Source organism: Natronoflexus pectinivorans (assembly GCF_004345615.1).
Classification (GTDB): Bacteria; Bacteroidota; Bacteroidia; order Bacteroidales; family Marinilabiliaceae; genus Natronoflexus; species Natronoflexus pectinivorans.
This window is the reverse complement of sequence record NZ_SLWK01000014.1, coordinates 66,336-76,481: the sequence shown is the minus strand read 5'-3', so window position 1 is coordinate 76,481 and position 10,146 is coordinate 66,336. Positions and strand designations below refer to the sequence as shown.

The following is a 10,146-nucleotide window of genomic DNA, read 5'->3' as shown; positions in this document are numbered from 1 at the left end:
ATAACTGTTTCACCGATTTGAATAGTAACAGAGAATTCGGTAATCAGGTTTTGATCATTGAGGGTATTATCCAGCGTCACTTCATACGCTCTTGTCTGCCCATTTTCCGCTGTCACGGTGAAAGTAACAGCGCCACCGGAGAAATCTACCGCCTCACCAATGTTCGGTTCAATGGATGCACCCTCGGAAATGGAAATTGCCGGAGTCACCCCTGAAATATCAGCTCCCGTAGGCATGATCACCAAAATGGTGTTCTCTTCGTCATCAATAACTGTTTCACCAATTTGAATAGTAACAGAGAATTCGGTAATCAGGTTTTGATCATTGAGCGTATTATCCAACGTCACTTCATACACTCTTGTCTGCCCATTTTCCGCTGTCACGGTGAACGTAACAGGACCACCTGAGAAATCAACCGCCTCACCAATGCTTGGCACAATGGATGCACCTTCGGAAATTGAAATATCCGGAGTTACCTCTGAAATATCCTCTCCTGTAGGCATGATCACCAAAATGGTGTTCTCTTCGTCATCAATAACTGTTTCCCCAATTTGATCAGGTACTGTGAACTCAGAGATTTGATTGCCATCCCTCAAAAGATTTTCAACTGTTACAGTATAAACTTTTTGTTCGGACTCATCAATTGTTTTTACTGTATACTCTATTGATCCCATTGAGAAATCAACAGAAACTTCAGATTCCGGATCTACAGTTGTATTACCAGCTAAACTTATTTTTGGAGCAAGGTCTGTTAAGTCGTGACCTGTTGGCATTGTAACATGAATGGTTGATTCATCATGATCGATTAAGGTTTCTTCAACCTGATCTGTAATGTTGAATCCAACAATCCTGAGGTCGTCATCTGAGGTGGTGTTAATTATAACCGAATAATCCTGTGTGTCTTCGTTTTGTGCTGTAACGGTAAATATTACTGGTACTTCAGAAAAATCTACCGAAGATCCCGATTCAGGGTTTACGGAGGCTCCTTCAGAGATTTCAATAGCAGGTGAAAGGTTGCTTAAATCAGTACCATAAGGCATGAAAACTATTATTTCAAATGTCTCTTCGTTAATCAGAGTCTCTTCGATTTGCCCCTCAATGGTAAATGATAAAATACTCTTTTCACTATTAGGAGCCACTTCAATGATAACAGTATATTCCTTTGTGGTTCTATCTTCAGCTCTGACTGTAAAAACAACGATCCCTTCAGAAAAATCAACCGGCATTCCGGATTCCGGAGTAACAGATGCTTTTTCAGACAGTTCGATGGTTGGGGTGATTTGCGACAAGTCTGTTCCAAAAGGAACAGTTATGGTAATGGTCTGCTCTTCCTGATTGATTTCTGAACTTATTTGGTCTGGAACGTTAAAGGCTAAAATCTCTTTTTTATGGCTCCTTATTTCTCTGATGATCCACTCATCAGGGTCTATTTCAATTTGTTGAATTTCTTTTTCAAAGTTGAATGTGAATTGCTGTTCAACAGCGTTATTAACAACTCTTTCGATGACAGATGTTCCGTCATCAAAATGGAATTTGATATCCACTTCCATTTCAAAAACTTCACGGTCACCCCAAATGGCATTTTGTCTTTGAAACAAGGTGAACGTTGTTTCACCGGTAACATCATCTGTTACATAGTCATAGCTGTAAATGGGAAACGCGAAATCGTACACCCATTGTTGGAAGAAGGTTGTTAAATCTTTTCCACTGATGGCTTGGCAATGATCTCTGAAATCCTCAGTGGTGGCATGGCCATACCTGAAGTTTGGGTTTTGCGCATATGATTTGATGCAGTCAAAAAAGAGCTCATCACCCAATTGCCCTCTTAACATATGCAGAAGCCAGGCTCCTTTTTCGTAGTAAATCTCTTCAAATATGTAATCGTAATTAGAGTCGTTACTAAGATACAAACTGGGAAAGTCGTTGAATCTTTTCTCCATTGCTCTCATGCGGGTATGATACTCTTCAATATTAAAACCTGATGAAAACTCCTTAAAAAGTGCTTCTGCATAAGTGGCGAACCCTTCGTTCAACCAAACATGTTGCCATGTTTGGTTGGTAATGGAAGCTCCAAACCACATGTGTGAGGTTTCGTGAATAATTATATCAGTCCAATTTTCTCCAAAACCCCCGATAATCGGGTTGGTCTGATTTTCAATTGCCCAGCTTAAGGCCACCTGCGTCATTCCAAATTTTTCATCGGCAAACGGATAATCACCAAAGTAGTGAATGAAGGCATCCATTATTTCATGCATTTTATCCATTGCATTTTGAGCATCAGCAATATCCTGAGGAAATGCATAAAACTCTAACGGGAAAGAATTCCCGTTTTCAGTATTTTCATATTGATCTTCTACCAGAACGTAGTTTGATACCGCCACCAGTATATAATATGGCGCAATGGGATGTTCATGTCTCCATTGAAAAGTCCTTTTTCCATTTTCTACTGGAGGATTATCATTCAGAAGAACTCCATTAGAAACCGCCATGAGCGGTTGTCCGTTGTACGATTGATCCGGAATTGTGATGTCCACCCAAACACGGTCGGCTTTGTCAGTTGTCCCGTCTTTACAAGGAAACCAGTAATGCGAAAGGTATGGCGTGCTATAATTGGCTATGGCCGGCACTGTTTGGCTGGAATGCCTGTCGAAACGAAAGCCTTTATTAATAAAGCGTCCCGGTGCCAATGGAGGGTTCCCATTGTACTGAATTCTGAGTTTTACGGTTTCTCCTACATTAAAAGAACTGTTTAGCCCCAGGGTGAGCAAATTATTTTCCAAAGTCCATGAGGTTGCATCTTCATTTACAGATGTGATCTCAAAATCACTGTGGAGGTTTAGTACAACCTGGTTCAGGTTGTTAACTGCTGTAAGTTCGATGTAAACATCACCATATATCTTTTCATTTTCTATATCAACATCAATGTGTAAATGATAAAAGTTGATATCAATGTTTTCATCTGTTTCAAGCAAATCTTCAGCCGGTGAACTCAGTTGCATTAATTGGTTGTTGAGGTTGACTTCAGCCGGTCTTTGCCGGCTTTGAGCAGAGGTGATCAATGCAATGCCTAATAAGGCCATTGTTATAAATAGGTTTTTCAGCAGGTAGTTGTTAGGTCTCATATTAATTAATTTATGAAGTTTACAATTAAAAACAACAACAAGTTATTAAACTTGTTGCTCATTGTCTTTACTGTTTTTATAGACTGAACATTAATTCTGATATATCAAACGTTTTTATTGATGAAAGAAAACACCATTAAAAAATCAACTCATAGGCTAATTGTCTTTTTTGTTTAAATGTTTTTGCTTGGAGAAAGTGTTCCATACACTCTAAAAAACTGCTTGTAGTTAGTATATGTATGTTGGTGTAAGATTCTGATTGATTCGTAAAAAATGAATTGTAAATGCTCCTTTATTAGCTGAAATTTGAACCATAAAGTTGTTTAAATAGCAAAGCTTTTATAAACCTTATCACTTGAAGACGAGACAGAATAAATGTGCTGTTGAAGAAAAATTTTAGTTGCTATGAAGGATTTTTTGCTTAAAGCTATAACAGGAAGAATTATTTCACCGTGGTGGATTCTTCTCATTGATATTATGTTGGTTGCCAATGCATTTGTTGTTTCATATATTGTTCGATTGAATGTTTTGCTTCCGGCGTACAGTGTTTGGGATTTTGCCAAGGGAGGTGCATATGTTACTCTGGTTTATGGTTTTATCTTTTACGTTTTTCGGGTTCATAAAGGCGTAATTCGTCATACCAACTTTGCTGAATTGCGAAAGCTGGTTTTGGCATCTGTTGTTGCTGCTGGAATCATGTTATCATTTGCTACCATCCTTCGTTTATTAAATCTGGATATAGGTTTGGTTCCACGGCTGGTCATATTGCTGCACTTTATGTTGGCCGTTTTCTTTTGCTTTGGGTTCAGACTTCTGGTTCGGGAAACATACGCATATCTAACACATACACGAGGTACAGAGCACGTTGTGATTTTTGGAACCGATGATTTGGGACTTATTACGTTGGAGGCTATTAAAAACGATAAGGAGAGTCCGTATGAAGTAGTAGGATTTGTTGATGATGAGCCTTCAAAGTGGAACATGACTTTACACTCCTTACCTGTTTTCAGTTGGGAAAAACTATTGGAATCGGTAGGAAAGCAAAAGCATATTGAGGAAGTAATTCTTGCAGTCTCTGATATTTCCGTGAAGCGCAAACAGAAAATTGCTGATGAATGCCTCAGAAGAGGATGGAAACTTAAAGTAATGCCCTCGGTAGGAAATTGGGTGAATGGTATTTCAAATACCGGACAGATACGGGATGTCAGAATTGAGGATTTACTGGGACGTGATGAAATCCATCTCAATCTTCTTAGAATTCAGGAAGGGTTGGAGAATAAAACAATCCTGGTTTCAGGTGCTGCCGGGTCTATCGGATCTGAAATAGTCCGGCAGTTATTGCGGTTTCCTGTTCGTCAGATCATTATGCTGGATCAGGCTGAGTCAGCTTTGTATGATCTGCAACAAGAGATTATTCTGCGGCACTTTGATGCACCGTTTAAGATTGTTTTAGCGGATATAACAAATTATAAATCCATGCGGCAGGTTTTTGAAACCCATCGTCCCCATGTAGTTTATAATGCCGCCGCTTATAAACATGTACCATTGATGGAGGATGCTCCTTACGAAGCCATTAGGGTCAATGTTGGAGGTACCAAAATTTTGGCAGATTTATCGGTGGAGTTTGGAGTAGAAAAGTTTGTTATGGTTAGCACCGATAAAGCAGTAAACCCGACAAACGTAATGGGAACTTCTAAACGAATCTGCGAGATCTATATCCAATCTATGTCGCAGGTACCGGGTATCAAAACTGCATTCATAACCACTCGTTTTGGGAATGTTCTGGGTTCAAATGGTTCAGTGGTTCCACTGTTTAAGCGTCAAATTAAGCAAGGCGGACCTATCACGGTTACTCACCCTGAAATTACCCGTTTTTTCATGACAATTCCCGAGGCCTGTCAGCTTGTGTTGGAGGCTTCGTTTATGGGTAATGGAGGGGAAATATTTGTGTTTGACATGGGAGAACCGGTTAAAATTGTTGATCTGGCAGAAAAAATGGTTAAACTCTCCGGGTTGAATCTTGGTGAAGATATTGATATTGTTTTCACCGGTCTTAGACCCGGTGAAAAACTTTTTGAAGAGTTGCTGGCTTCTGCTGAAAACACCAAACCTACTCATCATGATAAAATTATGATTGGCAAGGTTAAGTCATACAATTATAAAGAGGTTAATGCAAAAGTGCTAAACATTCTTGATCTGCTTTACGGAGAAGGTGAGGGGTTGTTAATTGCGCATATGAAAGCCATGGTTCCGGAATTTGTTCCGCAAAATGGCCGGTTCAAAAGTGTGATACACGAAGAGTCTGCGTTAACCTGAGATGATGTGATTATTTCATAAGTGCAAAATGTTTAATCGTCTAACGTTCTATTTATCTGTTTATGAAGCGTGCTGTTTGTGTCGGAGTTTTTGTTTTGATGGTTGCTTTAGTAAATGCAACCAGCTTTTTTGTTGCTGAGAATGGAACTGCTGATGGAATCGGCACAATGGCACACCCCTGGGACTTGCAAACAGCCCTGGATCATCCTGAAGATGTACAACCCGGTGACACCATCTGGATAAAAGGAGGACTTTACTCTGGCGTTTTTACTTCCTATCTGAGAGGCCGAGAGGGAACTCCAATTATACTGAGGGCTGTTCCCGGAGAGAGAGTCGTAATTGACGGCAATTCTGATGGAGATGAGTTGGGAGTACTAAACATTATGGGACAACATGCGTGGTATTGGGGTTTAACAATTACCAACAGTGATGAAACCGGGGAGAATTATTACCGGGATGGAGTATACTTCATTGGTCACTCCAATAAAGTGATTAATTGTTATATTCATAACAATGGTGGAAACGGTGTTGGTTTTTGGCGTCCCGCAACCAGCAGCGAGATTTACGGTACAATTATTTATCATAACGGGTTTCGCGGATCCCGACGAGGTCATGGACATGGAATTTATGGTCAAAACCAAACTGGAACCAAACTGATACGAGATAACGTCCTCTTTAATTCATTTGGGATTGGGATTCAAATATATACCGAGGAGGGAGCCATTGAAGGTTTTGTTCTGGAGGGGAATATTATTTTTAACAGCGGCATTCCCGGAAACCGTGCCATAGATCGTAACATTCTTGTAGGAGGCCTTCAACCAGCAGACCGTATATCCATTCGTAACAACATAATATATAATCGTCCGCAATACTCATCAAAGGCTAGTGTGCAGCTGGGATATGGTGTTGAAAACAGGAATGCTGAATTCTCTGATAATATTATTGTTGACGGGACATTGCATGTAATAAAGGGATGGAATTCCCTTCAAATTGTGAGAAATCGTTTTTTTGCCAGAAATCCGGAAACTCCTCTCATTGCATTTGATGATTTCTCTTTAATTAACAACCCTGTAATTAATAATAATCAATATTTTGCCGGAACATTAAACTTTGAAAGTTTTTCTGAATGGCAAGATAAAAGTAATCAGGATCAGACCAGTACTTTTCAGTCAAGAGTACCTGCAATTTCTGCTTATGAGATATCTGCTAACAGATATGAGAAAGGTCGTGGACAAATTGCCGTGTTTAATTGGGGAAATCAGGAGTTTGTATCAGTAAATTTATCTCGGGTATTGAGTATTAATCAAGAGTTTCAAATTTTTGATGTTCAGAATTTATCAGGAAATCCGGTGTTGAGTGGTGTTTACAATGGTGGTACAATTCAACTTCCAATGAGATTGTCAGATATCGAACGTCCATTTCTTGAAGATAGTTTTAAGGATGAGTTAGTACATACCTTGCCGGAATTTGGCGTATTTCTGGTTCTTCCGGTTAAAGACAGTCACACAACTGGACCTGAGGTTTCCGAAGTTTTGCCTATGAAAATCAGGAAGTGTTATCCTAACCCAACTGTGGACATTTTGGCTGTTGATTTCTATGCTCCCTCCAGAGATATTTTGAAGGCCGAGGTTTTTGATGAAGCAGGAAGATTGATGCACCATGAGGAGTATCGTGCAACGTTTGGGGACAACACCCTTATTCTGAATCTGGCATCGTTGTCTGGTGGGGTATACATCATATCTCTGTCCGGTAAATCTGGTCAGAAAAGTGAATGCAAAGTTTTAAAGCGTGATTTTGTTTTAAATATGAACTCGGGAGGCGGGGTGAAGGTTGATGATGAGAGTGATCAGGATCGCGAGAATTTTGATTAAGTTCAAAAACGCGTGTTGTGGCCTGGCTGGTATTTTTCGGGCATCTTTAAGAAACAGCTATTTGGTTTCCGTCTTCAATTTGTAATTAATTTAGCTTTCGCTTTCAGTGCGCTTGGCTACGACAAATAATTCTTAACGATTCTTTAATTTCTCAAGCAATTTCGCGGAAAATTGAAGTTACAACTAACTATAACTAAAACCATACATCCCTTCTTCAATTGTTGAATTTGCGCATTGTGAGTAACCTATTTATATTTATTATAATATGCCTGTATAACAATAAATGTTTAGGTATTGGAGAATAGGTATCTCGGTTTGACTTTGAGTATAGTTCTTAATGGTGTTAATATTTTATATCCTGTCGGGAAATTAACCACATAAAGCACAAAGAACACATTGTGGACATGTGTTCTTTGTGAGTTCTGCGAAATGCTTTAAGAACTATGTGATGGTATTTTCAGAATTACTTCTATCAATGTTTAATTCGCAAAATACTTATTGTTGGTTACATTATAACCGTATTTATAACTGTACTCTTTCTTTTGGAATGGTATTCCATTCATCAATACACTTAAGTGTGGTATGTTTTTTACTTTTTCATCACGTAAGTTAATCTTTAATACTGGTTTTGGAGTGGAATTATGCCTTACTACCAAAATGTTGGCATCTGCATATTCCGTTAGCAGGTGTGCGTCTGCAACCAAACCTAACGGTGGAGTGTCAAGTATGACAATGTCGTACTGATCCTGATACTTGTCAAGCAACTCTTTAGTAGACTCACTGGCAATGAGCTCAGAAGGGTTAGGAGGTATTTGTCCGGAAAAGATGATGTGCAGATTAGGTGTGTTGGTTTCTGTATGGATGATTTCTTCAGTATTGGCATCGCCGGTGTAGAATTTGCTAAGTCCGTTTCCGTTTACAGATAAACCTGAATGCTTGGTTAAGGAAGGGCGACGCATGTCAAACTCAATCAAAAGAGTTTTCTTATCAAGCATGGCAAAGGAGCGAGCCAGATTAATGGCACAGAAACTTTTTCCTTCACCCGGCAGGATACTGGTAATGAGAATGGTTTTGCTATTCTTTTTGTGATTATAATAACCCAACGATGTTCTGATGCTTCTGAAAGACTCAGATAACAGTGTATTATCCGGTTTTTCCTTAACCATATCCCTCTTTTTCTGAGGTTTGTTGAAAGGTATTTCACCAATTATTGGCAGTGGTGAAATATCTTTAATGTCCTCTGCTTCTAACACTTTATCGTTGGTGAAAACAAGTAGGAATATAACAACAGTAGGCAAAAGCAAGCCACCTAATAGTATCATTATCATGTATTGTTTACTGTTTGGCTGAACCATCCCTCTGATCATGGCCTCCTCAATAATTTCGTTATCGGCCTGATTCGAAGCCTTTGCCAATTGAGCCTCAGTCAATCGGTTTAACAGAAAAGTGTAGGTTTCATTGTTCATCTGACGGCTTCTCTCAATATTTAAGAGCCGTTGCTCAGTACGAGGAAGCATTCTAATTTGTGTGCTTAGGTTGTATAACCTTCTGTTTATATCTTCCAGAGTAAGATTTGTCGTGGCAACCACACTTTTTATAGTTTCTTGTATGTTGGATTTAAGATTTTCTATACTTGCATTAATTCTGGTAATATTTGGGTTTTCGCTGGTGGCATTGAACATCATAGCAGACCTTTCTGCACTCATGTCAGAAAGTTGTCGGATTAATTGACTCAGCATGGGGTCATCAATTCCTGCTGATGATGGTGCTATGATTTCATTTACATCTCTGTTGCTGTCAATATAATCAACCAGATATGAGTAATAATCTAATTTGGCCATTATGGCCGATCGCTGATCTTCAAGTTCCCGTGATCGGGTTATGATCATTTGTCCCTGATGTGAAACATCCATGATTTCATGGCGAGAGCGGAAGTTCTCCAGAACGTTCTCAGCAGCACTCAGGGAGTCGGCAACTCCTTCAAGTTGACTTTCAATAAACTGAATGGTGTTTAAAGCTACTTGGTTTTTTCGCTCAAGCGTATAGTTTACTGCAATATTAGACAGTGCATTTAAAAAATCAACGCCTTTTTGAGGGTTGTTTTCTAAAATGGATAAATCAACAATGGTTGATCCGTAATGAACCGGTTCAAGTCGGGTATTGGCTTGATAATGACCAATAAGCCGACTCATGTTGTTGATGGTAAAGCTGTAGGTTTTGTTCTCGTAATTGGATCCCGGCATGTTATCTTCAACCGGTAAAATCGAAAAAGAAAATCTGGGATGCGATATTCTTTCATAAAATCCGGCCTCTTTGGAAAACGATTTATCGTTTTCCATGGTAAGGACAAAGCGATCCAATGATTTAAATTCAACTTGAAAAGTTGCATTTGGAGGACTCACTTCTGATGAATCAATCAGCACACGAAAGGGGGATGATCGGTAAATTTCCTGTTTTCTGAATCTTCCAACTTCATAATAAGAAATGCCAAAATCTACTTGTCGCAATGCACGCTCAATCTGTCTTCTGGATCTGAGTATGATGGCCTGATTTTCTATGTGACTTTGGTTACCCAAGGATATTCCTGGAAGCATATTTTGTCCCATCCCCACGCGAGGTGCGCTACCTTCCTGAGCGTCTGAAATCATAATACGTGCACTTACCCGGTGCATTGGAGGTGTGGTTTCCCACGATATATAGGCTATGATGAGTGCAACTCCTAAAAAGATTGGCCAGAGATACCAATAATTTAAAGCTCTGAAGAAAAGCTTTTTTATGTCTATGTTCCGCTCTTGATCAACTTCTTCGTAACTTTTCATGACTTCAGTAATTTGATG

At 39.3% G+C, this 10,146-nt stretch carries 4 protein-coding genes; 2 read left to right on the top strand and 2 right to left on the bottom strand.

From position 1 onward, the window contains the following. A partial coding sequence (locus tag EV194_RS14595; protein ID WP_132434878.1) for a DUF5018 domain-containing protein occupies nucleotides 1–3,122 on the bottom strand: 3,122 nt, incomplete at its 3' end. 405 nt (nucleotides 3,123–3,527) lie between these two features. Here EV194_RS14595 and EV194_RS14590 point away from each other — a divergent pair. Then, entirely contained in the window at nucleotides 3,528–5,438 is a 1,911-nt protein-coding gene (locus EV194_RS14590; RefSeq protein WP_132434876.1) for a polysaccharide biosynthesis protein, read from the top strand. Nucleotides 5,439–5,500: 62 nt separating this feature from the next. Then, nucleotides 5,501–7,309 carry a T9SS type A sorting domain-containing protein gene (locus EV194_RS14585; protein ID WP_132434874.1) on the top strand — a complete coding sequence of 603 codons (1,809 nt, stop codon included), beginning with the start codon at nucleotides 5,501–5,503 and terminating at the stop codon, nucleotides 7,307–7,309. 479 nt (nucleotides 7,310–7,788) lie between these two features. Here the strand turns inward: EV194_RS14585 and EV194_RS14580 are convergent, their stop codons facing one another. After that, nucleotides 7,789–10,128: a GumC family protein gene (locus EV194_RS14580; protein ID WP_132434872.1), complete on the bottom strand. Its 2,340-nt coding sequence runs from the start codon at nucleotides 10,126–10,128 to the stop codon at nucleotides 7,789–7,791. Nucleotides 10,129–10,146 lie beyond the last annotated feature (18 nt).